The following is a 1,829-nucleotide window of genomic DNA, read 5'->3' on the forward strand; positions in this document are numbered from 1 at the left end:
GCGCCCTTGCCAGTCGGGTTGTCTTCCCCTCAGTCGGGGTGACGACACCTTCTTTCAGGTGTCCGGGGTTGCCGGCTTCGCCGGGCAAACAAAAAACCCCGCCAATGCGTGATTGGCGGGGTCTGCTCACAACGCCACCTTTATAAGCTGGCGTTAACCACCATGCAGTCCATCCCCTGGGAGTGAAGCTCCAGGCAGGCTTGACGGGCACGCTGTTCATCCAGCGCGACTAGACGGGCGCGATAAACAGGCGTTTGCCCCTGGACAGTATCTACTTCAACACGACCACCAACACTTTGCCCGATGCGATTGGCAGCCTGCTGAGCTAGCTGCCGCGCCTGCATCTCTTGGCTAAAAGCGCCTACCTGGATGCCCCAGCTGCCACCCGTATCAGGCACCGAGGCCAACTGGCGCTCACGCTCGATAAAGGCGCGCAGTGGGTCAGGCTCTGCCACAACATTGTTAGTTTCGGGACGCTGTATAACCGCTATATTGGCCAATTGCTCCTCCAGGTCAACCGAAGGCGGCGGCGTTGTGGGAGCAGACTGTGCCGTGGTTTCAACTACTGCTAGCAGTGGCTGGCGCTGAGCGGGCTGCGACGGTGCAGCAGGCTGTGCTGGGGCAAGTGCAGGCGGGCCAAACGCCATAAACTCCTGAGCAACGTTGGTATTCGCCATCCAGGTCTGCTGATCGCGCAACGACGCGCGCATAAAGCCTCGGTCCAACAGGTTAGCCATATGCGTATCACGTGACTGAGACGAAAAACCACCCATAACAACGGCGACTAATCGTCTATTCCCGCGTACTGCCGTGGTCGCGACATTAAAACCTGAGGCGCGAATAAAACCGGTTTTAAGGCCATCGGCACCGGCATAATCACGTACCAGCCGATTGTGGCTCGTATGGCGTGTCCCACGAAAGGTGAACTCTTGAAGTCCAAAATAGTGATAGTACTGAGGGAAGTCCTGCCTCACGCGGACCGACAGTGTCAGCATATCGCGTGCCGTGGTGACCTGCCTGTCATCCGGCAAACCTGATGCGTTACGAAAGGTCGTCGCGGGCATGCCTAACTCACGCGCTTTCGTGGTCATCATTTGTGCAAAGCGCTCTTCGCTACCGCCTAATGCTTCGGCAACGACCGCCGCAACATCATTGGCAGAACGAACCGCAAGAGCACGAAGGGCAGTATCAACGGGAATAGTGCTACCGGCAGCAAGCCATAGTTTTACCGCGGGCTTGGCAGCGGCATAGGGCGAGACAGGCAAAGGCTGGTCTAAACGCATGGTGCCCGCTTCAAGGGCCTCAAACATTAAGTACATGGTCATCATTTTGGTGAGAGAAGCGGGATAACGCTGCTCATCAATATTTTCGGCGTAAAGTATTTCGCCATTGTCTAAATCCACCACGATTCCCGCGTAGCGTGGGTTCGCCTGAGCGCTGGTGGCCATCATGAGTAACAGTAAAACCAATCCCATCGACCAAATAAACGACGCTTTACCCACTGCGCTTTTTACCCTCGCATACATACGTGCCCCTTGCTTGTTTATCAATGCGCTAACTGTAAACCTACTGCTTAGCTAACGTGTCGTACTAAAGGCTCAATGCAAGGCCCACGCAGGGTTTTCCCAAAGCGGTAAAGTAGCACGCACACGATTTATCGTAGGTAGAGTATATACCTAGTTAAGCGTAGAAAAAGACAACATGCAGCGGAGATGTAAAAGATTGCTTAAATCGAATATCGAGTAGGGTGAGGCGTTACCGCCTCATCCCTCTCACAGAACCGTACATACGGGCCACGTATACGGCTCATGCCATTAACTTACCCCGAA

General features: G+C 54.8%; 1 protein-coding gene. It reads right to left on the reverse strand.

The window, feature by feature from the left end:
- Positions 1-140: 140 nt before the first annotated feature.
- The gene (locus tag ACQKE4_RS20620; protein WP_427390096.1) at positions 141-1,526 is read right to left on the reverse strand and encodes a D-alanyl-D-alanine carboxypeptidase family protein; all 1,386 of its coding nucleotides are present in this window, start codon (positions 1,524-1,526) and stop codon (positions 141-143) included.
- Between the last annotated feature and the right edge of the window lie 303 nt (positions 1,527-1,829).

The organism is Halomonas sp. NPDC076908, assembly GCF_050269715.1.
GTDB lineage: Bacteria > Pseudomonadota > Gammaproteobacteria > Pseudomonadales > Halomonadaceae > Vreelandella.

Coding starts and splice junctions, on each gene's coding strand:
- ACQKE4_RS20620 (WP_427390096.1), bottom strand. CDS start 1,526: ATGTATGCGAGGGTAAAAAGCGCAGTGGGTAAAGCGTCGTTTATTTGG.